The 26,469-nt window shown below is 55.5% G+C and carries 20 protein-coding genes; 7 read left to right on the top strand and 13 right to left on the bottom strand.

Annotation, left to right across the window (positions count from 1 at the left end; genetic code table 11):
* Window positions 1-66 precede the first annotated feature (66 nt).
* A complete protein-coding gene (pstB, locus tag LEP6406_RS0223545; RefSeq protein ID WP_008319137.1) occupies window positions 67-873 on the top strand; it encodes a phosphate ABC transporter ATP-binding protein PstB in 807 nt (268 codons plus the stop codon).
* 483 nt (window positions 874-1,356) lie between these two features.
* Here the strand turns inward: pstB and cysS are convergent, their stop codons facing one another.
* Window positions 1,357-2,880, bottom strand: coding sequence for a cysteine--tRNA ligase (cysS, locus tag LEP6406_RS0223540; RefSeq protein WP_008316752.1), 1,524 nt, complete (start codon window positions 2,878-2,880; stop codon window positions 1,357-1,359).
* 215 nt (window positions 2,881-3,095) lie between these two features.
* Between cysS and LEP6406_RS0223535 the strand changes: the two genes are divergently transcribed.
* The 4 genes from LEP6406_RS0223535 (at window position 3,096) to LEP6406_RS0223520 (ending at window position 6,982) form a co-directional block, all read left to right on the top strand.
* Entirely contained in the window at window positions 3,096-4,268 is a 1,173-nt protein-coding gene (locus LEP6406_RS0223535) for an NYN domain-containing protein (protein WP_008316750.1), read from the top strand.
* Window positions 4,269-4,374: 106 nt separating this feature from the next.
* Entirely contained in the window at window positions 4,375-4,617 is a 243-nt protein-coding gene (locus LEP6406_RS0223530; RefSeq protein WP_008316749.1) for a hypothetical protein, read from the top strand.
* Complete coding sequence (locus tag LEP6406_RS35745; RefSeq protein WP_008316747.1) at window positions 4,595-4,969, top strand: type II toxin-antitoxin system PemK/MazF family toxin; 375 nt, start codon at window positions 4,595-4,597, stop codon at window positions 4,967-4,969. Before LEP6406_RS0223530 ends, LEP6406_RS35745 begins: the two co-directional genes overlap by 23 nt.
* Window positions 4,970-5,182: 213 nt before the next feature.
* Window positions 5,183-6,982, top strand: coding sequence for a bifunctional metallophosphatase/5'-nucleotidase (locus tag LEP6406_RS0223520; RefSeq protein WP_008316743.1), 1,800 nt, complete (start codon window positions 5,183-5,185; stop codon window positions 6,980-6,982).
* Between the two features lie 543 nt (window positions 6,983-7,525).
* On the opposite strand, the gene LEP6406_RS0223515 is transcribed toward LEP6406_RS0223520, so the two are convergent.
* From LEP6406_RS0223515 to LEP6406_RS0223505, 3 genes are all read right to left on the bottom strand, one after another.
* Window positions 7,526-8,359, bottom strand: a complete 834-nt coding sequence (locus tag LEP6406_RS0223515; protein WP_008314341.1) for a mechanosensitive ion channel family protein — start codon at window positions 8,357-8,359, stop codon at window positions 7,526-7,528.
* A gap of 35 nt (window positions 8,360-8,394) precedes the next feature.
* Window positions 8,395-11,229, bottom strand: coding sequence for a tetratricopeptide repeat protein (locus tag LEP6406_RS0223510; protein WP_155834751.1), 2,835 nt, complete (start codon window positions 11,227-11,229; stop codon window positions 8,395-8,397).
* A gap of 120 nt (window positions 11,230-11,349) precedes the next feature.
* A complete protein-coding gene (locus LEP6406_RS0223505) occupies window positions 11,350-11,883 on the bottom strand; it encodes a pentapeptide repeat-containing protein (RefSeq protein ID WP_008314338.1) in 534 nt (177 codons plus the stop codon).
* A gap of 935 nt (window positions 11,884-12,818) precedes the next feature.
* Between LEP6406_RS0223505 and LEP6406_RS0223500 the strand changes: the two genes are divergently transcribed.
* Window positions 12,819-13,766: a sulfotransferase gene (locus tag LEP6406_RS0223500; protein ID WP_008314336.1), complete on the top strand. Its 948-nt coding sequence runs from the start codon at window positions 12,819-12,821 to the stop codon at window positions 13,764-13,766.
* Window positions 13,767-13,974: 208 nt separating this feature from the next.
* Here LEP6406_RS0223500 and LEP6406_RS0223495 read toward each other — a convergent pair whose 3' ends face one another.
* The 9 genes from LEP6406_RS0223495 to rpsB form a co-directional block, all read right to left on the bottom strand.
* Complete coding sequence (locus tag LEP6406_RS0223495) at window positions 13,975-14,601, bottom strand: Uma2 family endonuclease (protein WP_008314334.1); 627 nt, start codon at window positions 14,599-14,601, stop codon at window positions 13,975-13,977.
* Between the two features lie 17 nt (window positions 14,602-14,618).
* Window positions 14,619-15,050, bottom strand: coding sequence for a hypothetical protein (locus LEP6406_RS0223490; protein ID WP_008314333.1), 432 nt, complete (start codon window positions 15,048-15,050; stop codon window positions 14,619-14,621).
* Between the two features lie 206 nt (window positions 15,051-15,256).
* The gene (locus LEP6406_RS29470) at window positions 15,257-18,001 is read right to left on the bottom strand and encodes an O-antigen ligase family protein (protein ID WP_071992352.1); all 2,745 of its coding nucleotides are present in this window, start codon (window positions 17,999-18,001) and stop codon (window positions 15,257-15,259) included.
* Window positions 18,002-18,121: 120 nt separating this feature from the next.
* Window positions 18,122-20,662 carry an O-antigen ligase family protein gene (locus tag LEP6406_RS0223480; RefSeq protein WP_008314329.1) on the bottom strand — a complete coding sequence of 847 codons (2,541 nt, stop codon included), beginning with the start codon at window positions 20,660-20,662 and terminating at the stop codon, window positions 18,122-18,124.
* A gap of 48 nt (window positions 20,663-20,710) precedes the next feature.
* Window positions 20,711-21,619: a class I SAM-dependent methyltransferase gene (locus LEP6406_RS0223475; RefSeq protein ID WP_051463838.1), complete on the bottom strand. Its 909-nt coding sequence runs from the start codon at window positions 21,617-21,619 to the stop codon at window positions 20,711-20,713.
* Between the two features lie 47 nt (window positions 21,620-21,666).
* Window positions 21,667-23,082, bottom strand: a complete 1,416-nt coding sequence (locus tag LEP6406_RS0223470; RefSeq protein ID WP_008314325.1) for a sugar transferase — start codon at window positions 23,080-23,082, stop codon at window positions 21,667-21,669.
* Between the two features lie 49 nt (window positions 23,083-23,131).
* Window positions 23,132-23,914 carry a WecB/TagA/CpsF family glycosyltransferase gene (locus LEP6406_RS0223465; RefSeq protein ID WP_036031539.1) on the bottom strand — a complete coding sequence of 261 codons (783 nt, stop codon included), beginning with the start codon at window positions 23,912-23,914 and terminating at the stop codon, window positions 23,132-23,134.
* Between the two features lie 156 nt (window positions 23,915-24,070).
* Window positions 24,071-24,730, bottom strand: a complete 660-nt coding sequence (tsf, locus tag LEP6406_RS0223460) for a translation elongation factor Ts (protein ID WP_008314322.1) — start codon at window positions 24,728-24,730, stop codon at window positions 24,071-24,073.
* Window positions 24,731-24,794: 64 nt separating this feature from the next.
* On the bottom strand, window positions 24,795-25,580 hold the full coding sequence (rpsB, locus tag LEP6406_RS0223455; RefSeq protein ID WP_008314320.1) for a 30S ribosomal protein S2: 786 nt from the start codon (window positions 25,578-25,580) through the stop codon (window positions 24,795-24,797).
* 212 nt (window positions 25,581-25,792) lie between these two features.
* Between rpsB and LEP6406_RS0223450 the strand changes: the two genes are divergently transcribed.
* The gene (locus tag LEP6406_RS0223450) at window positions 25,793-26,353 is read left to right on the top strand and encodes a Uma2 family endonuclease (protein WP_008314318.1); all 561 of its coding nucleotides are present in this window, start codon (window positions 25,793-25,795) and stop codon (window positions 26,351-26,353) included.
* Window positions 26,354-26,469 lie beyond the last annotated feature (116 nt).

Below are 26,469 nucleotides of genomic sequence, written 5' to 3'. Positions count from 1 at the left end.
GGGGCTACTACTTTTAGAGCTTCCAGCGCGTGCTTATCATTCCTTAATTGTTGTCTCCTCGTTGTCATGATTCAAGATTCTTCTAGTACAGTCTCTACTGCCAATATTCTCAGGGCCGAGAATGTCTCGGTTTACTATGGAAATAGCTTGGCAGTTCGGGATGTGTATCTCAATATCCCGATCCGTGAGATTGTGGCCTTTATTGGTCCCTCTGGCTGTGGCAAAAGCACGGTGTTACGCTGCTTTAATCGCATGAATGATCTGATTTCTAGTGCTCGTATGGCGGGGAGTATCACATTCCACGACACCAGCATTCATGACAAGGCTGTGGATCCTGTAGAACTGCGTCGTCGCATTGGCATGGTGTTTCAAAAGCCGAATCCCTTTCCCAAGTCCATCTACGAAAACATCGCCTTTGGTGCCCGCATCAACGGTTACCAAGGCGATATGGACGAGTTGGTGGAAACGTCTCTACGGTCTGCTGCGCTGTGGGATGAGGTCAAGGACAAGCTGAAGGAAAGTGGCCTGTCGCTCTCTGGCGGTCAGCAGCAGCGGCTCTGCATTGCCCGCGCGATCGCAATTGAGCCAGAGGTGATCTTAATGGATGAGCCCTGCTCCGCTCTGGATCCGATTTCTACCCTAAAGGTGGAGGAACTGATGCAGAAGCTCAAGGAGCAGTACACCATCATCATCGTCACCCACAACATGCAGCAGGCATCTCGGGTCTCGGACAAGACTGCCTTTTTCAATGCTGAGGCCACGGAGAAGGGCGGCAAGGTGGGCTACTTGGTGGAATATGATGACACCTCCACCATCTTTAGCAATCCCCGTGAGGCATACACCCGCGACTATGTTTCTGGTCGCTTTGGTTAACCTGAGTTCGACAAGGAGTAGAGAGCTAAAAAACGTCAATGCGGTATCAGCGCTGTCACCCCGCCGGGAATTCAAAATTCCCGGCTAACAGGCTCTAGTCCATTTTTAATGGCCATTAAAAATGGACTGGGAGCTGGGCTGGAGATAGGGGGGCGAGTCCGTTTTAACGGACTTTTGCTGTGAGCCAGGGCAATTTATTCCCTGGCGGATGGGCAGCGAAGCTTAAATCGAACTCAGGTCAACTTCATGACACTTCGGCGAACAAGGGGCTTAAGCTCCTTGCCTGTCCTTAACCCGAGGGAGAACCGCTATGGAAATCCCCTAAGGATTGGGGCAGTTGCTAACTCTTGACTCAACAAGGTAAAGGCGGAGGATATTCCTCCGCCTTTTTTTTGGCCATTCCTATGCCCTCCAGGCAGGCTCCGCCTTTCTTGAATGCCTTGAGGCTATACACACCCTCCTACCCTCACACCCCACACTCCCCTACCGATGCCACTCCGTCACGCCTCCCGGTTTGTCGATCAGGGTGATGCCCTGGGCTTGGAGTTCGTCACGAATGCGATCGCTTTCGGCGAAGTTTTTGGCGGCGCGGGCGGCTTGCCGTTCTGCTAGTAGGGTGGCAATGGCTCCATCGGTGAGGCTATTGCTGGACTCGGAACCTTGGGCTGGCGGCTCTACCGTTAGCCCCAACACTGCCGCCAGACACACCAGAGTCTGCCACTGCTGCCGCAGGGTATCGGCATCTTCATCAGCTTGCCCCTGGTGGAGGATGACATTGCCCGCCCGTCGCAGGTCCTTGGCGAGGTCAAACAACACCGCCAGCGCCCCCGGCGTGTTGAAATCATCGTCCATGGCAGTCTGGAACTGGAGCACCGCCTCACGGTCCCGATCGATCCGCATCGCTGCCGGATCGCCAAAGTCGCTATCCTGGACATCGCTCCAGCCCAGTTGCGCTCCGTACTGATAGCCAAAGCGCAGCCCGTCCCCAATGGTTTGCCAACTATTTTTAGCAGATGCGATCGCGGCATCGGTAAAGTCAATGGGCTTGCGATACTGAGCCTGAAGCACGAATAGCCGTAGCGCCATCGGTTCCGGGGCATCGGGAGAATCCAACAGCGCCCGAATCGTGGTGAAATTCCCCAGGGACTTAGACATTTTCTCGCCCCCCACATTCACCATGCCGTTGTGGAGCCAGTAGGTGGCCAGGGGATGGCCCGTCGCCGCCTCCGACTGGGCAATTTCATTCTCATGGTGGGGAAATACCAGGTCCGCGCCCCCCATGTGGATGTCGATGGTAGACCCCAACTGCTCTCGCACCATGGCTGAGCATTCAATATGCCACCCCGGTCGTCCCGGTCCCCAGGGGGAGTCCCAGGAGGGCTCCCCCGGCTTCGCCCCCTTCCACAGAGCAAAGTCAAAGGGATCCTGCTTCTGGGGAGCGGTGTTTTCCCCCGCAGCCTCCTGGCCAATTCCCCCGGTCTCAGGGCTGACCGTTACCCGGCCACTGGCCCCCGCCTGCATGTCCTCCAGTTTTCGACCCGACAGCTTACCGTAGCCCTCAAACTTTCGCACAGAATAATAAACATCCCCGCCCGTGGGGTAGGCCATTCCTTTGGCTTCCAGTTCCCCAATCAGTCGCTTGATGCCGTCTAGGGTATGGGTGGCATAGGTATAGACATCCGCTTCTAGGATATTTAGCCGTGCCATGTCCTCAAAGTACGCCTGGGTATAGCGCTCCGCCACCGTTTTCATGGTGGAGCCCTCCTGCTTGGCCCGGTTCAGAATCTTGTCGTCAATGTCGGTGAAGTTCTGCACATAGCGCACCCGGTACCCCCGCCACATCAGGTAGCGCCGCACTGTGTCCCACACGATGTAGGAGCGCGCATGGCCCAGGTGGCAGTAGTCATACACCGTCACCCCACAGCAGTACATCTTCACAGCCCCCGGCTCTAGGGGCTCAAAGGCTTGTTTCTGGCGGCTGAGGGTGTTGTAGAGGGTGAGACTCATATTTCCTGGAAAAAAGGGGCTGGAAAAAAGGGCTGGAAAAAGGGGCGCACCCCATTATGGAACCCTCTCACCCACCCCGGATCAATCCCCTGAGGTAAAAAGTAGTGCTCTGGAGGAGGCCAGGGATACCGTTGGGGAAAACCGTACTCTTCCCCATCAGGAAGCGGAACCCCGCAGGGCTGTAGTTTCCCCTGTCACTCACCCCGCAGCACCCTATGAATAGTCAGCCCTTGCCTGCCCATGCTTCCAGTCAATCCACGCGGAATGGCACTGGACTTCATTTGCTCCATAGTTCCCGCAAGATTAGCCTGGGATGGCAGAAGATTAGCCTGGGATGGCAGAACCAGCCCATTGCGGCCCTTTTGCTAGATGCGGAAAATGTTTGCTTACCCCCAGAGGCGGAAGCCTTTCTATCGGCATCCTGTCAGCATCCCATTCAACTCAAACTGGCCTTTGCTAACTGGTGTCGATTAGGAAAACGGGATCGGGAGTTGCACAATGCAGGCTATCAGATGATCCATGTACCTGCGGGCAAAAACAATGCAGATCTAAAAATGACTGTGGATGGGTTGATGATATCGCGGCACAATCCCAATGTTCGCGAAGTCTTGATTTGCTCTGCTGATGCTGATCTGACCCATTTGAGCAATACCTTGAGGAGTATGGGGATTCTTGTCCATACCGTAAAACGTCAGGGCTCTAAGGTTACCCTTCTGAACCTGGCGGAGAAAACGACTCAAACCTACTCCATTCCTCAGGGCGCGGAAGCAGAGCCAGACACCAATGACTCGCCCTTGAAAACACCTGAGAATCCGGTGCGGGTGCCGACCCTTTCTCAGCTTAAGTCTTGGTTGAAAATTCTGATTCTTCAGGAATATCAGCAGCATCCAGATACCAGGCTCACGGTTGGATACTTGGGCAAAATTTTCCGCGATCGCAACCGGATTTCCGTCAATCAAGTCCTTAAAGCCCATACTGGCCCCAAGACCCTCCAGAAATTCCTCGAAGCCCATGAGGACTTTGAGCTGAGCCCAACCCCCGACGCCAACCATCTTCAGGTCACGCTGCGACAACGATCCCAGAGCCCAGAGCCCCCCAGAGCCCCCGTCCCCGCCACCAAAACCCAGATCCTAGATAGCACCTCCCTAGAACAAGCCATCGTTCAACTTCTCTGGAGCCTGTCATCCCATGAATCTGGTACCTACATTGACTTGCCGCTACTGGGCACCAGCTTTCAGACAGAACACCAGGAATCGATTAAAACTGTCCTAAAGCGCTTGAACCTGCCCCAAAGCCTGCCCAAATTTCTGGCAACCTGTCGTTCTATCCGGCTCAAGCAGACAAACAAGCAATGGCAAGTCGCTATTTCTTATCTGAGTGCAGCCTAGGATTCCCAAACCTCATTGCCTGCGGCACCTTTCCTTGTCCATCAGATTCCAATAGGGGCAAGGCTTAAGCTACGCTGAATCCATAACACCTATCGCCCCTTAGCCTATGCGAGCTTACGAGATACCTGCAACAGTCACCGCCGATGGCCATCTAGCATTATCCGAATTTCAGCTAGACCTATCCCTGCGCAATGCTCAAGTAAAGGTTCTGATCCTAGTGGAGGAACCGGAGGACATTGGTGATGCCCAGTGGTTAAAAGCCGCAGTCGAAAACCCTGCCTTCGATTTCCTCAAAGATCCTGAAGAAGATATCTATACTGTCAACGATGGCAAACCATTCCAAAACTAAAGGTAAGGTCGTCTTAATACCGTTTCCCTTCGACGATCTCTCGATGACAAAGGTCAGACCTGCTGTTTGCCTGACTAATCCGATCGGAACTTATGAGCATATACTGCTGGCATTTATTACCAGTCGTCTTCCTACAGACATTCTTCCTACAGATATAATCTTGGATCAAGCCCATCCTGACTTTGTCAGCAGTGGATTACGAAAGACTTCCACACTACGTCTGCATTATTTAATGACGGCTCGTACTTCCCTGATTCTGCGAGAGTTAGGCAGCATGTCAGAAGCAACCCAGGCAGATATTGCCCAGTGCCTATGTCATCTCGTGACCAGTGAGGAACGCGCAATTAAATAACATCCCGTCATCAGCCCAGTATTAGCCGAATTCTCGGGACTTACAAAAATCTTGGATCTTAAGGCTCCGTTAATACACTGAGGGCTTCTATTAACTTAAGTGCGAAGAAGCTTAATGTGGCCCCGCTACAGTGCTTATCAGTACGTAACATCACGGTCATGGGAATTCCCTATGAACCGGAGAAGTCATTACTGATAGGGAGAACTGTAGTCCATGTTCATTTACCAGCCTCTCAAGCGGGTTGCTTTGGTTGCCGCCAGTTTAGGGCTCCTCGGCACCCAACTGATGGCCCCCGTGCAGGCCGCCTCCTTCACCATCTTCCATAACAACGATGGGGAGTCTAAGCTCACGCCGTCCGCCTCTGGTGAAGGGGGCGCGGCCTCCTTCGTGACCTTGATCAATAGCTTGCAGCAGGAGGCCCGCGATGGCGGACGCATCCCCGTCACTATTTCCTCTGGGGATAACTTTTTGGCGGGGACGGCCTTTAATGCCAGTCTTCAGGACGGCATTTTCTACGATGCCCTAGTGCTGAATGCCATTGGCTACGATGCCATCGTTCTGGGCAACCACGACTTTGACTTTGGCCCCAATGTGCTGGCGGATTTCATCAATGCCGTTGATCCCACGGTACCTTACCTGAGTGCCAACCTAGATTTTTCTGGAGAAGCTCAGCTTCAGGCGCTCGTGAATACGGGCCGAATCGCCAAAAGTACCATTATCGAAAAAGATGGTGAGCGCCTGGGTATTGTGGGAGCCACCACTACACTGCTGTCCACTGTTTCCAGTCCCCGGAATGTGGTGGTTAATGAGGTGCTAGCTGCTGTCCAGGCTGAGATTGATGCGCTGGAAGCCCAAGGGGTCAACAAGATTATCCTGGCCAGCCACCTCCAGTCCATCAACGAAGAAATTTCCCTGGTGAGCCAACTGCGAGGGGTGGATTTGGTGATCGCTGGCGGGGGGAGTGAGTTGTTGACTAACGACATCGCTACTACCCTACCCAGTGATCAAGGAAGCACCCCCTTTGGCCCCTACCCGTTGCTGGCTACCAATGCTGATGGTGTCCAGGTGCCTGTGGTCACCACCACTGGCGAGTACCGCTATGTGGGTCGGCTGGAGGTGGAGTTTGATGACAACGGTCTTCTGACCAGCTTCAACGGCAACCCGGTGCGGGTTCTGGCGGGGGATGCCAATACGACCCCTGACCCGGATATTCTGGCCAATGCGGTGGCTCCGGTGCAAGCTTCGCAGCAGGCTCTGGCCCAAAATGTCATTGGTCAGAGTGAAGTGGGGTTGAACGGAGTTCGGAGTCAAGTCCGCACGACGGAGACCAATTTTGGCAACCTGATTGCCGACTCGCTGCTGTGGACGGGTCAGCAAAAGGCCGGGGAATTTGGCATTGAGGCTCCGGTAATTGCCTTGCACAATGGGGGAGGCATTCGTAATGATTCTGTGCTGTCGCCGGGGAATATCACAGAACTGAACAGCTTTGATGCCTTGCCCTTTGGTAACTTTGTCTCCGTGGTGCCGGGGATTGATGGTAACAAGCTGAAGGCGCTGCTGGAAAATGCAGTCGTGAGGGTGGAATTTGTGGACGGGCGATTTGCCCAGATTGCCGGTTTCCAGTTTGGCATTGACCTTACTGCTGAACCTGGTCAACGGGTGGTGGATGTGACTCTGGATGATGGCACCCAGATCATTAGCAATGGTCAGGTGCTACCTGGTGCGCCGACGATTTCCATCGCCACTATTGACTTCCTAGCGCGGGGGGGAGACAGCTATCCCTTTGGTGGGGTACCCTTTACCAACTTGGGGGTGACCAATCAGCAATCCCTCGCTAACTATATTCAGCAGGAACTTGGGGGCACGATTACGGCGGCTCGGTATCCTGCTGGTGGTAGCGATCGCATTTTTGCTACCACCCGCAGCGAAACCGAGACGGTCCCCGAACCCACGGCCCTGCTGGGTCTTGTGGCCCTGGGGGCTTTGGGGTTACGGCAGCGGCGGTCCGCCTAGTACTGGGCGGTGTAAATACCCTAGCCGTTCCATCGGGGCACACTCGGCCCCTCACCCTAGCCCTTTTCCACGGGGAGAGGGGACCGGAAAATGTTGGGCTGGTGCGACAATAGTGGGCTGATTTACCCCCTGCGGTACTAGGGTGTGTGGCGATGGTATCCCTATCGCGGTCATTCCCGTGTTCTGCCTTCGCTTGGCGAGTGTGTTGTACTCAGTGTGACCGAAGGTCATAAACGGGAATCTATGTCGGGTGTATCACGGCACAAACGGTTCTAGATTCCGGGCGAGTCCCTTAGGGACTCGCCCATTTCGTGATGAATAATGCAGGTTAGGCACACGACTTGGAAGGTTATGTCTTGAAACAAGCTGAAAAGCTTGCTACGTTGTTGTCTCTATACAAACATCCAGTTCCCTGAGCGGAGTCGAAGGGAACGGCCAGAACCCGGTGGTGTGGCTGGCTTCGACTCCGCTCAGCCAGCGGTCAACGGGCTCGATTCTCCGTAACCTTCCAAGTCGTGTTAGGCACTCCCAGCGAAGACGTAATCAATTGGCTTGGAATAGGTGCACGTCGCGCTGGGGAAAGGGAATTGTAATGCCCTCTTGGTCAAAGCGTTTTTTCAGGACTTCGTAGAGACTGTTCTTGACGGGGATGTAGTCTTCGGGTTTGACCCAGGGCCGGACACTGAAGTTGAGGCTGCTGTCTGCTAGCTCCGTCAGTACGACGGAGGGGGCAGGGCTGCGAAGGATGCGATCATCGGCAGCCATGGTTTCTAGGGTGACTCGGCGGACATGGTCAATGTCGGTTTCGTAGGCAACCCCCACCACCATATCGGCGCGGATTTTGCCCTTGCTGCTGTAGTTGGTGATGTTTTCGCTGGTGAGCTTGGCGTTGGGAATCACCACAGTTTTGTTATCGACGGTGACGACGGCGGTGGTGAAGAGGCTGATCTCTTCCACATGGCCAAAAACATCGGCTCCTTCAATCAAGTCCCCGACCTGGAATCGACGGAAGATTAGCAGTAGCACCCCGGCGGCAAAGTTGGCCAGGGAGCCCTGGAGGGCTAAGCCCACCGCTAAGCCCGCTGCCCCTAGCAGGGCGATTAGGGAGGCGGTTTGGACGCCGAGGCGATTCAGGGCGGCGATCACGGCGAAGCCTAGGACACCGTAGTAAATCAGGGCATTAATAAAGTTAGTCAGGGTGGGATCGAGGTTGGCCTTGCTGGCAAGGCGACGCACAAACTGCCGCCCGAGTTTGGCCAGCCAGTTGCCGATGGCGATAATTGCGATCGCAGCTAGCACCCCGAGGCTGAACCGGGTGATCAGGTCTTGGGCGACGATAGCGATGTTACCGAGGTCTTGGATGGACGGGGTTTCCATGGGGGAATCGCAGGGGGAGTACCGGGAATTGGAACCTATCGCCCCACTAGTTCTCGGAACCAGTCATCATTCCATAGATTGTCGAAGGCTTGCTCTGCCTGGGCCTCTGACCGTAGGTCAGGGTTGAGCCGCACCGCCAATTGCAGGGCTTCTAAAGCGAGGTCAAATTCCCGCTGGAGAGCATAGCACATTGCCTTGTTGTAGGCGGCTTGGGCGTAGCTGGCATCCACCTCTAGGGCTTTGTCAAAGCTCTTGAGGGCGTCGGCATCTCGACCCAGTTTCATGAGCACGTAGCCCCGATTGTCCCAGGCTTTGGCGGACTCGGGGTTGAAACGGGTGGCCTGATCAAAGGAGGTGAGCGCCTCTTCGTAGCGCTCTAGTTCCAGGGCTGCCAAGCCGCGATTGAGCCACGCCACGGCATCATTGGCCTGGATCTCCACCGCCTTGTCAAAAGAGTCAAAGGCGGCTTCGTGCTGCTGCAAGATCCCGAAGGAGACGCCGCGATTAACCCAGGCTTCTTGGTAGTCGGGCTTGAGGGTGAGGGCTTTGTCAAAGGCCGCGATCGCATCTTGGCGTTGCCGCAGCCGCCCCAGCACCATACCCCGGTTGAGCCAACCCTTGGGATCTTCGGGGGCCAGTTCTAGTACTCGATCAAAGGCGACGAGGGCTTCGTCATAGCGCTTGAGATCCCGCAGCACCTGCCCCCGCTGGTAGTGGGCGGCGGTGAGGTCTGGGGTGAGGGTGAGAACCTGATCCAGCGCCGTGAGGGCATCCTCCTGGCGGCGTAGGGCGATTAGCGCTTGGGCCAGATTCAGCCATGCTTCCGAGTTATTGGGCTGAATTTCCAGGGCTTGCTGGTACTCCTCCACCGCCTCGTCATAGCGGGACTCCGCCAGTAATTTATTCGCAGAGTCGATGCGTTCTTCCGCCGAGAGGAAGAGGGTGGGGCGGTTGTCCTGCAAGCGCTCTAGCAGTGCCGTCAGTTCCCCGAGGCGTTGGTCCGTTTCCGCAATGAAGGAATCGGCCAGGTATTGGGGGGCAATTTCCCCCAGTCGCCGCATGATGGCGTCCTTTTCCCCCTGGGCCTCCGCTTGCAGATTGTTGATGCGGTCCTGAACGGTGCGCTTGACCTGCTCTAGATCCGCCAGGGCGTCGTTGCGTCCGGCGGCAATGTCTTGCTGAAGTTGGGTGAGCTGGCTGGAGAAGTCGGTTTCGATCTGCTCTAGGCGTTGGCGGGCGCGCTGCTGGCGCTCTGTCGCGTCGCCCTCTAGGGTGGTGAGGTGGTCGGTGAGGCGGGCGTCGAAGCCCTCCAGTTTTTCCAAAACGCGATCGCGGCGGCCAAAGACGACATCCCGCACTTCGTTGAGCTGCTGGCTCAATTCGGCCTCCAGACGGTCCAGGCTGTCGAGGGTCTGCTGGGCGCGATCGCGGCTATCCCCCTGCATCGCCTGCACTGCTTCAGAAAATTCACTGGCACTGCGCTGGAGATCCTCCCATAGTGCTGCTTTTTGCCCCTCCACCTCCGTTGCCATCTGGGCCAGTTGTCCCTGAAACGCTGCCGCCTTGCCCTGGAGATCGGCAAGGGATTCCCCCTGGCGTTGGTCTACGGTGTCCTGGAGCTGGTCAAACTGGGCCAAAAAGTCATCGGCACGGCGATGCAGATCCGCCAAAATCTCCGCCTTTCGATCCTCTAAATCTCCCCGATAGCCGTCAAACTGGCTGAGAAAGTCCGTGAGGGTGGCTTGGAGTTGGGAAAGAATCGCCGTCTTTTGCGTAACCACGTCCGCCTGGGCTTGGGTAAACCCGGCCTCGAAGTCCTGGGTGGATCGCTGGATGGTTTGCAGGGCCAAATCTCGATGCCCCAGGGCGCTGGCCTGGGCTTCGTCCAGGGATTTAGCCAGGGATGCCTTGCGATCCTCCATGGCATCTAACACGCGCTGTTGGTGCTGCTCCAGTTGGGCCTCTAGGTTTTCCCGCAGATGGTCGAACTGGGGGCCAAAGTCCTCTCGCAGGGTGGCTAGGTCGGCTAAAGTGCGATCGCGGCTTTCCCCCACCGAATCCGTCAAAGACTGGAGATGCTGGGCAAAATCCGCCACAGAGGTCTGGAGTTGGCCCACCATCCGGCTCTGCTCACTGCCCGCTTGGACCCCCAGTTCCCCGATCTGTTGTTGTAGAGCTTCCGTCGCCTGCCGTACCGCTTTGAGGAGCTGAGTCGTCTGGTCGGTGCTATCGGCTTCCAGTTCCTCTAGGCGCTCCCGTAGATGGCGCTGAAGCCCCTCCGTCTGCTGCACAAAGTCCGTCTCCAGAGTATCCAGCTTGTCCTGGAGCGTGGTCACCTGGGTGTGCCACTCCTTCAACGTGCGGCCCTTAGACTCACTCACCTCCTCCATCAGCCGCCCCAAGGCATGGCGCTTTTCAGCTAGGTCGTCCTTAAACCCGTCGGCTTGGCCCTCAATCTCATCAGCCACCGCCTCCGCATCCTTCAGCACATTATTCAACTCTCGGGTTGCAGTGCGAATGCGATTTTCCAAATCCGTCATCTGGTTGAGCTGACCCCGCACCACCGTGGCCACCTCCTGCACCACCGATCGCCGCAAAAACCAGAGCATGGTCACCCCTACCCCCAGCAGCAGCACCATCGCCGCCAGCAACACCATCACTAAGGTGGTGGCACGGCTAAAGGCCAGATTGGCCTCCTGCTGGAGCTGCTCCAGTTCCGCCCGCTCCTGGACGGTGACGGCTTGAGCTAAGGGCAGAGTAGGCACGGTGGGAACTTGAGCCACCGCTATCCCCCCCATCAACCACAGGGCCATCCCCACTGCACTGGGGGCGAAGCAAAATCGAGGAGACAAATCACGCCGCATTGGCATCGGGATTCAGGTTGCAGAAGGCAATGGGGGCGGTTCAAGTAGGGACAAACCCCTACCGCACAATATGCCTAGCATACCGTGAAGCCCTCGGAGTGAGGCATCGACAATTGTCCACACGCCCTAGCGGCGATCGCGATGGCCATTAGGGAACACCGTCATAGCATCACAGATTGCCTCCGCCAACGCCCCCCCCTCCGACCGAAAGAGATTCGCCCCCCCCAGATTTGCCCCCGCCAGTAGGGCCTGGGCCAAGTTAGCCTTAATCAACTTAGCTCCCCGCAGGTCTGCTCCCGACAGATCCGCTCCCCGCAGATTTACCCCCGACAAATCTGCCCCCGATAGGTTCGCACCCTGCAAACAACTATGGCGCAGGTCCGCCCGCGACAGGCTGGCCCCCGCCAAATCCGCCCCCGCCAGATTAACCTCAAACAGCTTGGCATCCGCTAGTTCCGCCGCTACCAGAGAAACCCCCTGGAGCATGGCCTGACTGAGATTGCTATAGGGCAAATAGGCTTGATCGAGGGTGCTATCAGTGAGATCAATGCCCCTGAGATCACATTCAAAGCCATCGATCGCGGGCAGCGTGAGTCGCGGAAAGGATCGCTCCCCAGCCCGATAGCGGGTGAGCAATTCCTGAAAGTCAATCTGCGTCATGGGTTCAGGCAAACCTGGCCAGCCCCTAGACCCGCCGCCAACCCTCCTGATCATCACATCAGGCTTGTTTGCGCCACTGATCCGTAAGGTATGACAGGTGCTTTACAAAACTTCGTAAACGGGATTTACTCTACAGTGCCCAGTTCTACCCACACCAGCTTTTAATCTTGTTTTCCATTTTTGCTTTTTTCGCCGTCAAGATATAAATCCTGATGACCCCCTCGGTTCAATATGCATCAATATGCACTGGGGGCACTTAGCCAACCACCCCTGATTTTTGTTGGGTTAATCAGGTATCAATGGTATTTTTGGCCTAACCTAGGGAATAATTTTTTAGATCGAATATTCTTTGGAACCAAAGTTGGGAACCAAAGTCACATTTGTCATTCCGAGAGTAGCGAAGCGGAACGTAGGCGTTCTGCGGCTTTCCGTAGGGTGGAGTCTAGGCTTTGAGCCTTTACGTCGAGATGCTGCACTACGCTATCGTGCCATTACGCCTTCGGAGCAACCGACCTAACCCAAAATGTTGGGTAATGCCCGGAAGAAACAGACGGAAGCCTGTCATTCCGAGCGCAGGGAGAGATCCTGGTCTGGACTGTTAGACCGAGATGTTACTCCCAGAGAAGCCGCTTCGCGTCTACGGTTCCGCTCCGCTCCATTACTCCTGCGGAGTCGCTTCGCGAACAACATGACAATTCGCCTGTCATTCCGAGCGCAGTGAAACGGAGAGAGGAATCTCGATCTCTCAGCGTAGTTCGAGATCCTTCACAACGCTCCGTTACGCCTTCGGAGCACCAGACCCAACCCAAAATGTTGGGTAACGCCCGGAAGAAACAGAGGAAAGTTTCTTGGAACTCGCCTCGCGAACAGGATGAAGTATGACATTGAATACTTCTCAAGCAGCCTCTTAACAGAATTTTTGTGGGAGAAAGATAATGCCTAAAACCATATCTCAAAAATCTGAAGCTAAAAAAGTAGCTTTTATTGTTTCTAGTGGGCATTCAGGTTCGAGTTTACTGGCCTTAATTCTAGGCAGTAATCCTGCCTGTTTCTCCGCAGGAGAATTGGTTGGTCTTCCTAATCGATATCGCAAGTCAAAACCTCTAGACTGCGTCAATATGACTTCTGATTTTTGGGAGAATACCTTTGGCATCGAAGGTATAGAACGACTGGCTGCTGTGTTAGGCGATACACGTATCAATCCCTATATTCCCCTTCGATTTGAGAAGAAACTTAGAAGCTTTATTGGCAAAAATGAAATATTTAACCCATATTCCTATATGTTCTCAAAACTTTCCATGAAAGACGTTTTTGTCGATTCTAGTAAATCCCGACATTGGGTTCAGAAAAGACTAGATGCTCAGGAATTTAAATCTGGAAAACTCCAGGGTAAACTGATCCATTTGGTTCGTGATGGCCGTGCAGTGATTAACTCGTTTCTCAGAAAATATGGTCATTGGGGTATGGAAAAAGCAGCCCATGATTGGGTTCGGAAAACGCAGGACAGATTAAAATTCTTCGATAGTTTCGATTCCGGGAGTAAAATTCAGATTAGATATGAAGAACTTGCCAGTGACCCCCATCGAGTTACTCAAGAGCTATGTGAATTTTTGGATATGAGCTTTATGCCTTCAATGCTGGAATATTGGAAGCACGATCATCATGACATTTCAGGTAATGATGGTACCTACACATTAATTCGCAGATATCGAGGAGATATCTCTACAGGTGGTAGTAAAGCTGATCAAGATTCCTATTATGCAAAGACCGACATTGCAATTAAGTTGGATCTACGATGGCAGCGTGAATTGTCTGCTGAGCAATTGAGTGTCTTTGAGGAGATTGCAGGAGAGGTGAATCAGCCCTTTGCATGGAACGATTGAACCCATCAAGGCCAATTGTGACAAACCGTGCTGCGTAAAAATGATATGCCCTTGAAGCCTATCAGATCGCTTTCTACAACATTCTAGTGAGGTGAGGGCGATTGAGCCTGAGAGTACAACAACAATCGCTATCAATCTCAACCAGTGCTTGAGGCTCAAACGACGGCCCGCTACCGTTAAGTGTTCGAGTTCCCATGTAGAGATCGTTCTACCTACCAGCCCTCAGAACTTGTTCGGCTGTCAATTTCAAATCTGAGAAAGTTGAAGAAATAATAGTCTGATGGTCTTGAAACTGCTGAATTTCATATTCTGCATCTACTAGCGTACAGATAGAGAGGGTAGGTTGTTTGGGCTTCCCAATGTGTCGAGTACCCCCTAATCCTGCGTAGTCTGCAATCCAATATTCGAGGATGCCTAACGCCGCGTAGTCTTCAAGCTTACGAGCATAATCATTTTGCCAGTTGCTACTCACAACTTCCGCCACAAATTTAATTGAAGTGCCTAGAGTCAAGATCGACTGGTCAGACCAAAGTGGCTCCTTGGCCAGTTCACCTTGATCGACAACTGCGATGTCAGGACGAAATGCCGTCATGCCAGTGTTAGAAGGGCGCAACAGTCCACGTTGAAGGACAAACCAAGGTAAACCTGCTCCGTCGATCTGGACACAGATCTTCTTCGTGATGAAGGCTGCAACCTCCTCATGTAAGCCTGTGGGTTCCAAGTCGAACACCTCTCCGTCGATCAGCTCGTAGCGGTTATCGCCGCCATAATGAGCGAGAAACTCGTCAACGCTAAGTGGCTTCTGTTGAATTGCTGGATCGACTGCAACAGTCATAGGTCAACTGAGCCCAATCAATGCCTCAAATCTACCAAATCGAGTCTGTAAAATGCATGATCAAGCAAATCTCTGATTGCTTTGCTTTGAAATATTAGTAGGGTGAACTCATCCTGTTGGGTGTGTGAGGTGTTTGAGGATGCGGGCAACTTGGTAGAGGTTGTGGTGGGCGTCTGATAATAAGGTGAACTTGTGGGAGAGGGCGTACCGGGCCGGGGAACCCCGATGGAGCTTGAGAAATAGGTAGTCTTCAATGGCTCCATCTGCGGAATAGGTGAGATAGCGATCGCGATAACATCCAGGGCTTGCTGCTGCTCTGGGCTCAGGTCCGGCAGTTCTGTTTGCCATTCGAGAAAGAAGTCAGGATCCGGTTCGGGAGACAGTCCCAACTGCTCATGGGCGTCCTGAAGATTGGTAATGGCCTGGGTGACTGCAATGGCCTGCACCATGGAAAATCCTGGGGATGAAGCGCTGTCTCTACGGTCTCTGTCTCTAAAGTTACGGTCTCTGTCTCTAAAGTAACGTGGAGCGGTGGTTCCTAGTGGTCTGTCAACTTCGCCTTTGTGAGTGCCGTAGGGTGCATTCGCGAAGCAATGCACCGTAAGGATGTCATGCCAAGAACAGTCATACCCACAAAATCAGGGCTGACAGACCACTAGGATGGTGGCAAGGCGACTTGGATGGCCGCAATGGCAGTTTGATGCAGCGGTTGTAGCGCTTCGTCCAAGGCGGGGAGGAACGCCGGAGAGGGGAACAGCGGCTGGAGCAGGGTGGTCGTCACCACATTATTTACCTGAAACCAGTAGTCCACGGGTTGGGGGCCATCGATGTGGCGCATCAAGACCCCAAAGCCCAGACGCTCATGGCGCTGTTGCACGGTGGGGGCGGTATTTTTTACCCAGTCGAGAAAGTCAGATGCCTCCGCCATGGTGGCTTCCAGCGCATTCAATAGACCGGGAGGGGCAAGGGCATCGGCCCAGCTACTGTCTAGGGCAGGATTTGCGGCCCAGGCTTGGGCAAGGCGCGATCTCCGCTGCTCTGGTTGCAGCCAAGCTTGCACCGTCAAGACAATGGGGTTACCCGATGGGGCCAGCAGTAGGGGATCCACGGTCCCTTCTGTGGTCAGTTTGGCCAGGGCCACCCCGACTGAATTATCGATGGCGGCCCAGTCTGCCTGGGCGGCAGCACCATCTCCTTGCCACCAGTGCAGGGCTCCGCGCACGCTGTGGAGGTGGGCGGCAAGGGCCGGATCTAGGGCCGGATCCCCTAACCATTGGTCCTGCTGTGCCAAGACCTGCGCCATGATTCGGGGATACACCGCCGCAAAGTCCTCCTGCCGCCAGAGGGGACTGGTGAGAAATTGGGGATGGCGCAGAGCTTCGAGGACCAGGGCGTTTTCCGCTAGGGTGGGCTGTTGGGCGGCAAAGAGTTGCAGGGCTAAGCCAAAGGCGACCCCCGGTTTGGCGGGAACCAGTTCCAAGGCGCGCATGAATGCGGTGGCAGCGGCGGTGGGATCGCTATTGCCCAACAGCCAGCCTAGATTTGAGTGGCCAAATTCCAATTGGGGGGCTTGGGCGATGGCAATTTCAAACCACGCGATCGCATCTGTCCGCAAACGCTCCCGTTCGGCCTCGTCAATATCTGCCTGAAGGCTCCGTTCCCCCAAATTCCACCCCAATTGGTAGGGGTAGTAGGGTTCGTGGGGGGCAAGGCGATGGGCCTGGGTCAGTCGGGTGACAAAGGTGTTGATTTGCCCCGCTTCCAGCGCTGCAAAGCCGCTGCTGGAGAGACTCCAGGCGCGATGACTGGGAATCAGTCCGAGGGTTAGCACCAAGAGGAGTCCCGCCAACCCCAGCACCACGCGCCGCTGCCCCCGTCCGGGAGGGGCCAGTTCCTGCGGTTCAGCCGTTTCCAGTCCCACAGGACTGTCCCCAGTTTTACCCGCTTCTCTCGCTTCTCCCCACTGTTGAGGCATCGCCCGTAGCAGTAGGGCGAGAAAGAGGGCCAAGCTACCACTGATGGCAATATTGTCCAGTTGATAATCCGTCAGACTGACGGCTCCGTAGCCCGCTAATCCTGCCAGTAAACTGCCCACCAGCGGCGGCGAGTGTACTACGGGGATTTGGGCGGTCTGGGTTCCCTCGGTTGGGGGCTGATCCTTTTCCTGAATTGGGGACGCCGCCCCTGACTCTAAGGGGTGTAATGCCCCCTCTGGGCTAGTCCTAGACCATCGCAGCCAGCGGATGGCCAGCCCTAGGATAAGTGAGATCGCAACCAGCAGCAGCCCCACACCCCAGAGGCCCAGCTCCGCCCACAGTTGGATCGGGGTGTTGTGGAGTTGGTGAATCAGCTCCGCCTCTCGCCCCGCCCAAACTGGACGATAGCCCTGGTAGGCCAGGGGCACCGCCCCGAGCCCCGTTCCGGTCCAGACATGGGCCAGCCCCATGCGCCAACCCGTTGCGATGGTGATCCAGCGGTAGGCCAGCTCGCCACTGGCGAAATCTCCCCTGAGCACCGCCTGGAGCGATCGCAGCAGGCGGGCATTGGTCACGAGCCCCACCAGACCCATCCCCAGTGCGGCCCCACCCCCCAGGAGCCAGTACCGCCAGGGCCAGGGACGGCTGGCAGCGAGAAACAGCGCCCCAGCGGCGAAGGCTCCCAGGAGCCCCAGCCCCCCGGCACGGGAGCCCGTGGTGTAGAGATCCACCAGCCCCAACCCCAACCCCGCTAGCCAGAGTCCCCGCCACCGCCCCGGTGTCGCCCAGGCTAGCCCCGCCAGTAGCGGCAGGTTCAGCACCAGAAACCCTGCCACGTAGTTCTGGTGTCCCAGGGGATACCAGTTCCGCACATCCAGCAGGTTGAGGCTAAACCGCCGCTCTACCCCAGCGGCGGCAAGATCCTGGAGGTGCTGCTGCTCCGGCAGGTAGGTCTGGACGGTCCACAAACTCAAACTGAGGAGAATAAACGCGATCGCAAGTCCCCCCTGACCCTGTACCAGTCCCATCCACCGCCGCCGCCGTGCCGCTGGGGCGACGGGCGTTTGCAGCCAGCCATGGATGCCATAGACCGCCGCCAATCCCCCCAAGGCCGCCATTGCCTGCCAGCGGGATTGGGCGGGAAACAGCGCCCCCCAGGTCGAAATCCCCAGCGCCAGCACCGCCACCCCCATCCATCGATCCCAGCCAAAGCCCAGGGCAAGGCGGGATCTGGGTTGATACCAGCCCTGCCACAGGCACCATAGGCTAGGCAGCAGCACCGCCCCCTGCCAAATCACCACCCAGGGCCAGCCCACCATCCAGCTATTGCTATTGGGCAACAGCGTCCAGATACCGTAGAGCACCGCCAGCAACCGGGCCAGGAGGGGAGCGTCAGCATGGGGGGTGTTACGAAGGCTGGACATATAGGAGGGATCCTGCATGAACTTTGAGCAAGCCTCTTCGTGGGTTTCTCAGGGCTCAACCCACGCTACGACGGCTTAATTCAAACAAAACTCAAAATTAAAAACTCAAAACTCAAAACTCTATTCCCAACTCGGCTCTGGCAAACGATACCCATTGCGGGTGGGGTGGACAAGGCCAAGGTCCGAGGCTTTGATGGCTTCCACCAGTTGATCTAGCGGGGGAAACTCGCGGGGCCACTGGCCAAAAAGGCCGAGGAGATCCACCAGGGAATAGGTGGTGAGGGGGCCGGGTTGCAGAATCAGGTCAATGTTGTTGGCGTTGCGATTGCGGTAGGCAAAGGCTAGACCCTGGCGTTTGCGGATGAGGCTGGGTTCTGTTAGCGATCGCAACCAGTCTTGGACGGTGCGATTGGCCTGGATATGGTCCTTCATAGCGGCAGCTTCCTGCTCATCAATGGAAAGGGCCAGGAGGTCTTCCAGGTAGCTATCGGGGTCAATCCAAGCTTGTAGCATTTTCAGTGCCACATTGTCGGGGGCCGTTGCGATCGCACTGTTGAGGGTCTCTAAGGCAGCGGCGGGATCGGTTTCTGCCGCCAGGAGAGCCTGCACCAGAGGGCGTGGTATCACCCCCGCGATCGGAGGCAGAGGGGGCTGATCATGCCACCAGCGCAACAGTTGGGCCTGCTCATAGAGAAAGGCATATCCCTCCTGATCTGGAGCCAGTTTCGTCAAGAGAGCGTTGTAGAGCACCAGTGTCTTATCCACCACAGCGGGGAGTAGGGGCTGAAATGCTTCCTCCGTCCAAAAGGGCAGGGCGGTAAAGCCGGGACTGATCAGCCCCTCTAGGGCAAAGGCGGTAACGGCGGCCTCCACCTTGTTTTGGATGAGGTAGGTCAGCCCCAGCAGGTAATAGGGATAGTTCAGGGTGCGGGGTAGCAGTTGCGCCGCCCGAAGGGCAAAAATTTCCGCCTGGGCAGGATCTTCCGTCAGCAGCCGCACCGCCAAATTGTTGTTGAAGTAGGCGTCATAGGGCGCTGCTTCGTAGGCCGCCTTCAGGTTTTCCAAAATGCTCTCGCGGACGGAGGCTTGATCCTCAAGGTTTTCGATCACAGGTTCCACCTCGATCAGGTTTTGGGCCGCGAGGGCCGCAGCGGTGGGATCCCAGGGCACAATATCTGCTGCTTGCAGCCACTTTTGATGGGCCTCGGATAATTGTCCTTCGTTAACGTTATGGGTCGCGAAGCTTTCCAAGGCTAGGGCCAGATCAAAGGGGAGCCAGATCCGCAACAGCAGTGCGATCGCAGCTAGCACGACCAAACTGGCTTCCCGCCGTAGGAGCGTGGGCAGGGGAGCCGGATTTTCCAAGGGGCTGCGTTCCGCTAAGACCACCAGCAGTACCCCCCCACTCACCAGGGTCAGGGCAATGGGAATATTTTCAAGCTGGTAGTCGGTCAGGCTGGAGACACCATAGGCCAAGCCGCTACCCCCCAGGCCAAAGAGCAGCGTCTGGTCTGCCCCCGCTGGCAGTCGCCGCCACAGTCGCCACCCCAGCCAGCCCATGATCCCAATCCACGCGCTATAGAGCCCCAACCCCAGCCAGCCCAGTTCCCCCAGCAGATGAATGGGGGTGTTATGGAGTTGTTGTACGTGGTCTAGCCCATTGCCCATCTCAATCGGACGGTACAGGTTGAACAGGCGCGAAATGTTTCCCGGTCCCACCCCTAGCCAGGGGCGATTCCCCAGCATATTCAACCCCGCCTGGGCCATGAATACGCGATCGATCAGGGGACCATCGACACCAGAAAAGTCTAGAAGGCTATCTGCGCCGCCGCCCCCTAGGGCTTGGAGCGTCTGCCGCACCCGAGGGTTAGCGAGTAAACCTGCGATCGCAAGTCCCAACATCCCTAGCCCCAACCCAGTTTGATAGCGCGGGGCATTTCGCCGCCGCCACAATCGGCTCAGCACTGTGACCGCCACCCAAACCACCGACCCCAGGGCGGCTCCCCTAGAACCGCTCACGTACAGGGCCACAAAAATTACCCCCGCCCCCAGAACCCCGAGCCAGCGCCGCCAGCCCCGTTCCGCAATCGCCAAGGCCACGACTAAGGGCAATGCCAGGGCAAAATATCCCCCCACAAAGTTGTGATGGCCCAGGGGTTGGGGATTCCGGACTGCACTGCCAAAGTCGCCACTGGTGAACATGTCCACACTGGGACGCCAGTAGGCCAAGCTGATGACAGCGCTGAGGCTAGCTGCGATCGCAAGTCCGCGCCACAGGGTCCGCACCGTCAACATCCCCGACCCCAAACCATTTCGCAGCGCATAGGCCAGTAGCACATAGCTGATCACCAAGGCCAACTGCCACAGCGCCACAGGCCGAAAAAGGGCAAAGCCCGACGACAGAGCCAACCCCACCAGGGTGATGCCCACCAGCCAGTCCAGCCCATAGCCTAAGGGATAAAAGGGCTGATCAAACCGTCGCAGCCGCCAAATCAACCAGCCCAGAACCCCCCCAAATGCCCCCTGCCACAGGAGAATCACCGGCCATTCCACCATCCGGTAGTAGCTGAGGGAAATCCCCGCAAAGAGAGCCAAGGCCACCCAGCATAGGCCCAAAACTGTAGAAGAAGATATCGGGGGCTTCCAAGTCAAACGTATCACAAGATAAATTCCAAACGTGTAAAAAGATCCAAGATAAATGCCTTAAAATTATTTTTGTGCCGCTATCCAATGAGCATTAAAAAGCCAATTAAACTTATGCTTTAGATGGATTATTTTCTGGAATCCAATATTGGAGAGGTAAGACTCTAGTTCTTGTCTGCTCATTCCAATTTCATGGGTATTTGTTATCTTCGCCAAACGATAGGACACAAATGTGTGCATGACATTGGGTTCCTTGCAAATGAAAAACCATCCTCCGTTTTCCAAGGAGGCATAGGCAGCTTCAAGAGTTTTTTGCCAGTCATAGGCATGATGTAGAGCTTCATAAACAACCACGACATCAAAGGGCAGCTCATCCTTCAAAATCTTATCCACTGACTCCATCGGCGCAGAGCAGCACCGAAGATTAAAGGGAATCTGCTTGGAGTCCAAGCTTGCAATTCTCTTCTCTACCTGTTGAATATCATATTCAGAAATGGTTGATGCAAATACTGAAAATCCCATTAGGGCAAAAAACTCAGACATCCAACCCGAGCCGCAACCAAGTTCAAGGATTTTGCTATTTGGACGTATGCTGCATCGTCTAAAAGACTCTATCAAAAACAGAAAATCTTTGATATAAGGGATGCCATAAGAAAACCAAAATGGTTTTCTCATTTCATGCATTAAATTAACCTCCGCCAGTCTTCCGGGGATATTGAAATGAGAATTTATTTCGGCTTCGTATGCTTTTGTCTGATCTTCAAACTTAGGAGGGAAATCTCCTACTGCATAATCCTTGAGGATAATGTATAGTCCAACCTGAATTTTGCCGATTTTTGTAAGCGGTAAATCTCGATTTTTTTGGTTGAGTTCCCAATGATGCTTGCCCCAGTGGAGAGCAGGAGACTTGGCCAGTCCATTGCAGATTTTTCTACTCAGAGATCTAACTTTACTTTCCATAGAAACAAATGCCATAAATTACTTGCTATTCATCTCGACTCTCGACTCCATGCTGATTCTTTTTAGTATGCGCCTTTGCCGAGGAGAACAATGCGGAGGGTTTCGATCAAAATCTCCAGATCTAGATTAAGGGACCAGTGGTCGATGTAGTGGAGATCGAGGCGGGCTGCGTCGTCGAAGCTGTCGAGGTCTGAGCGCCCGGAGATTTGCCAGAGCCCGGTAATACCGGGGAGGACTTGATGGCGAATGTGGTGCCAGGGATCAAACTGGGCGACATCCCGCAGGGGCAGAGGGCGCGGCCCCACCAGGCTCATCTGCCCGCAGAGGATGTTAAGCAACTGGGGCAATTCATCCAAGCTGGTGCGGCGGAGGAACTGCCCCAGGGGGGTAACGCGGGGATCTGCCTTGAGCTTAAACAGCACCCCATCGGCGGCTTGGTTGTGGCGCTCTAGGTCTGCCTGGAGGGTGGGGGCATCCACTACCATGGTGCGAAACTTCCAGACCTGAAACACCTTGCCGTGGAGCCCCATACGTTCCTGGCGAAAAAAGATGGGTCCGGGGGAATCGAGGCGAATGGCAATCGCGATCGCAACAAATAGTGGCGCTAAAATCACCAGCCCCAAGCCCGCCCCCAGATAGTCCAGCCCCCGCTTGATCCGGTAGTCCACCCCCACAATCAGGGGGGCATCCAACCGCAGCGTGGGAATCCCGGCAAAGATCTCGGGGATGCCCCGGCGATAGAGCATCTCCCGGCTAGAGGGTAATAACCGTAACCCTACCCCCATCCGCCGCAGTTGCCAGTAGAAACTAGAGGCCAACACCGCATCAGGTAAGGATTCCGCCAGTACCAAGTCTGCCCCCGAGGTCAAAATTGCCTGGTGGGTCGTGGAGCTATTGGCCGTCGCCGCCAGAGCTGCGCCTACCACCAAACAACGGGATCGCCTTTGCAGAGTTTCCGATAACCCCTTGAGGCGCTTAGCTGGAGCCACAATGAAGACTCGGAGACAGGCTTCTGCTTGCTCAAAGGGGCGCAGTACAGCACTGATCACCAGCCGCGACAGAATCACCAGAGTCACACTGCCAAACCAGGCGGTAAAAAACAGCGATCGCGGCGGGTCCAGTTTGGGGTCGTAGAAATACATCACAATCAACGACGCCAGATAGAGGAGGCTGACCAGTTTGCCCGCCTTCAGGTAATTCTTGACCTGGGAAAACCCTCCGTAGAGGCCATTCTGGGCAAACAGCAGCAGGTTGGCGGCGATCAGAATCCAAAACAAACTAGGCAGCCCAAACCAGACCCACCAGACCAACTGGGGTGGAATGGGAGAGAAAAACTGATTGAGCCAACGGGCGATGCGCCAAGCCAGCACCAGGGCCAGACTATCGCTCAGCACCAACAACAGCACCCGCCGCCAGCGCCAGGTCCACAGGTGCTTCAGTTGGGGAGCGCTGGGGGCGCGTAGGTCTTTCAGGGGCATGGTTGGGACAGAACTGACCCTAGGATGCCGCAGGGGTCAGGAAGATACGTCACAGGATAGGTTTCTTGAACCCCAAGCGCTCCCCCAACCACTGCCAGCCAAATAGGAGCACAAAGGCGGGATTATTAATCACATAGCGCCGCCACAACCGCCCAGGCTCCTGGCTAAAGCGGTACAGCCACTCTAGCCCCAATTGCATCATCCAGCGGGGAGCCTGGGAGACGGTGCCACTGTGGAAGGCAAAGGCGGCCCCTACCCCTATCATCACCACGGGCAGCCGTCCCCGCTGCCGTGCCATCCAAAATTCCTGCTTGGGGCAGCCTAGTCCTACAAACACCACCCGCGCCCCTGAGGCCATGATGCGGGCCACGTCCGCCGCTTCTTCTTCTGGGCTGAGGGGGCGAAAGGGGGGGGCATAAGCGCCAGCAATGATGAGGCCGGGATAGGTATCGGGCAACTGCCGTTGCAAGGTTTCTAGTACCGCTGGACTACCGCCATAGAGATAGATGGGCAGTCCGACTTGGGAAGCGCGATCGCACCAAGCCAGCATCAAGTCTGGCCCATAGACCCGCGTCTGTCCTTCCAGCCCCAGACTCCGCAGCCCCCACACCAGGGGCATTCCATCCGGTGTCACCAGCACTGCATCTGCCAAAACCTGCTGATAGGCGTGGTCTCTGTAGGCAGTCATGATGACATGGACATTGGCGGCAACCACATAGCAGGATTCGCCAGCGGTGGCCCATTGCTGAATGCGATCGCAGGCATCCCCATAGCTGGTGCCATCCACCCGTGTCGTGAGAATGGTCCGAGAACTCAGAGGTGGCAACGTCATTTCCGGCAACGTCATTTCCCAAGATGTGGTGCAATCATTCCAGCCTCCGGCCATGCCCCACCCTGAACCTAGCCGGATTGCTATCCTCCCAAAATAGTACAGGGCAGACGACCGGAGTCCTCTGCCCTGTACTTGGTCGGAATTTGAGATTCAGACCTACTTCAGGCCCGCCTGAGCCGCTACTTCCTCGGCAAAGTTGCTCTCTACCTTCTCAATGCCCTCTCCCAGCACAAAGCGCTGGAAGCGACGCACCTGGATTTTTTCCCCCAGTTGGGCAACCCGCTGCTGCACCAATTCCGCCACCGTGATGTTTTGGTCCTTGATGAAGGGCTGGTCCAGTAGAGAGAGTTCCTTCTGACGCTTCTCGATACGGCCTAGAACGATCTTTTCACGGATATTCTCCGGCTTGCTGGCCAGATCCTCCCGCCCCATCTCAATTTCCTTTTCCTTTTCCAGCATGTCCTTGGGAATATCGTCGGTTTTGACATATTCCACATTGGGACAAGCCGCCACCTGCATGGCGATGTCTCGCACCAGGGACTTGAACTCCTCGCGACGGGCCACAAAGTCCGTCTCGCAGTTCACCTCCACTAGCACCCCTACTCGGCCCCCAGTGTGAATGTAGCTTTCCACCAACCCTTCAGCGGCCACTCGGCCTTCCTTCTTGGCGGCGGAGGCAATACCCTTCTGGCGCAACCATTCCACGGCTTTTTCGGTATCGCCGTCGTTTTCTTTCAGCGCCTTTTTGCAATCCATCATCCCTGCGCCAGTTTTTTCGCGCAGTTCCTTAACCAGCTTTGCTGAAATGTCTGCCATAGTGCCCTCGTGGCTAATCTTCCAACGTTAGTTGTGTGCAACGGCGGTTATTTAACCCCCAGGTCTACTCTTCGGACTCGTCCCCACTGATGGCCTCAGGGATATCGTCCTCATAGTCGTAGTCCTCATCGGCTCCGTCATAGTCGGCGTAGGCATCATTGTCTACGCGACCGTGAGACCCTTCGTAAATAGCATCGGCCAACTTCCCTAAGATCAGCTTAATAGAGCGGATGGCATCATCATTGGCGGGGATGGGAATATCCACATCGTTGGGATCGCAGTTGGTATCCAACAGCGACACGATGGGAATGTCTAGCTTCTGGCATTCCTGCACAGCGTTGTACTCCCGGCGGGTGTCAATGATGATCACTACATCAGGAGGACGACGCATGGTTTTGATGCCCCCCAGATATTTCTGGAGCCGTTCCAGTTCCCGGCGCAGTACGGCGGCTTCCTTCTTAGGACGCAACGCCAGGGCTCCCGTTTCCTGCATCCGCTCCAATTCCTTCAAGCGATCGCAACGGGTTTTAATCGTGGTCCAGTTGGTGAGCATGCCCCCCAGCCAGCGCTGGTTGACGAAATTGGCTCCGCAGCGGGCCGCCTCTTGGGAAATGATGCCTGCGGCTTGGCGCTTGGTGCCGATGAAAAGAAACTTCTGGCCCTTTTCGGCAGCACTGCGCATGTAGGTGTAGGCACTCTCCAGCAGTTGGGCCGTCTGCACCAGGTCAATGATGTGGACCCCGTTGCGAGACGTGAAAATGTAGGGAGCCATCTGGGGATTCCAGCGGCGAGTTTGGTGCCCAAAGTGAACGCCGGACTCCAGAAGCTCGGACAGAGAGATGACGGCCATGGATTTAGTTTTCTCCTTTCGGGTTTAGCCTCCACCCAGGTGCATCCCATAGCGGGACACCCGAAATCCTAGGTGTGTGAATTTTTGACAGCTTTACGAGCGTAGCACAAACCGTCCTCTGACCTGCTACCTCTCGAACCAACGAACCAACGACAGCCTAGCGCTATCAATGCCTGAGCTATGCTTAGCAAAGATTGAGAGGCGCGATCGCGATGGCGACTTCCAGCACGAATGTCCGTTGGACGGTGGCAGATTTAGAGGTGCTGCCTGAAGATGGGCGTCGCTACGAAATTATTGATGGAGAGCTATTTGTGACCAGAGCCCCCCATTGGAAGCATCAAAATGTTTCGGTGAAAATTGGGATGGCTTTAGAAAACTGGTCGGTACAGAGTGGGCTGGGCGAGGCAGCGGTGAACCCAGGATTGGTGTTTTCTGAGAGCGATAGTGTCATTCCAGACGTGGTGTGGGCTAGCCATGAGCGGCTAGACACCATGCTGGATAAGGCAGGACACCTGATTGCCGCACCAGAATTAGTCGTGGAGATCTTGTCGCCTGGTGAAAAAAACGAGCGTCGCGACAAAGAAGCTAAGCTCAAGATTTACTCTACTTATGGGGTTTTGGAGTATTGGATTGCCGACCGTAAGCAGCCCAAGCTAGAGGTGTATCGTCGCGAGGGTGGGCTATTGAAGTTAGCGGTTTCTCTATATGCTGCCGATGAACTGACTAGCCCTGTTTTGCCTGAGTTTAGGGTAGCAGTGGGACGGTTATTTTGAGGATGGGGTGTATAGCCTAACGACAGGGTGTCAACGTAAGCCGAGACAATATTGCTTCCGAGAAATTTAGGAGCTAGGAGCCAGGAGCTAGGAGTCAGGAGTCTCCTGGATTCTCA

The sequence above is a fragment of the Leptolyngbya sp. PCC 6406 genome (assembly GCF_000332095.2).
GTDB lineage: Bacteria > Cyanobacteriota > Cyanobacteriia > Phormidesmidales > Phormidesmidaceae > PCC-6406.
This window is presented reverse-complemented; position numbering and strand designations above follow the sequence as displayed.